This is a genomic window from Cognatundibacterium luofuense, from assembly GCF_018139685.1.
In the GTDB taxonomy this organism is placed as follows: Bacteria; Pseudomonadota; Gammaproteobacteria; order Burkholderiales; family Burkholderiaceae_D; genus Undibacterium; species Undibacterium luofuense.
The window spans coordinates 1-352 of sequence record NZ_JAGSPN010000337.1 but is presented as its reverse complement, the minus strand read 5'-3'; the positions used below and the strand labels follow the sequence as shown (position 1 = coordinate 352).

Sequence of the window (352 nt, the reverse complement as noted above, 5' to 3'; positions counted from 1 at the left end):
CAGGCGGAAGCTGGCCGGGTCTTTCAGCGTGACTTGCTCAGGCACCGGCAATTGCATGGCGGCTTTGGCCAGCTGACCATAGCTCAGTTGTTGTCCATTGGCACCAATCACAAACCCGGCCTTGGTGCTCAGGCTGGCCGGATCTGCTTTCCATTGTTGCGCCGCGGCCTGGATCAGCATGGCACGGGTGCGCGCACCGAGTTCGCGGTACTGCATATACGAGTTCTTGATGGAATTCGAGCCGCCGGTCAGATGGATGCCAAATAAAGGATCGGCATAAGCGGGCGAATTGCTGCCATGTACGCTGCGTACCAGACTCCAGTCCGCATCCAGTTCTTCCGCCAGTATCAGC

General features: G+C 58.5%; 1 pseudogene. It reads right to left on the bottom strand.

Going from position 1 to position 352, the window contains the following annotated elements:
* Positions 1–352, bottom strand: a pseudogene (locus tag KDM89_RS20680) (xanthine dehydrogenase family protein molybdopterin-binding subunit); the annotation flags it as partial.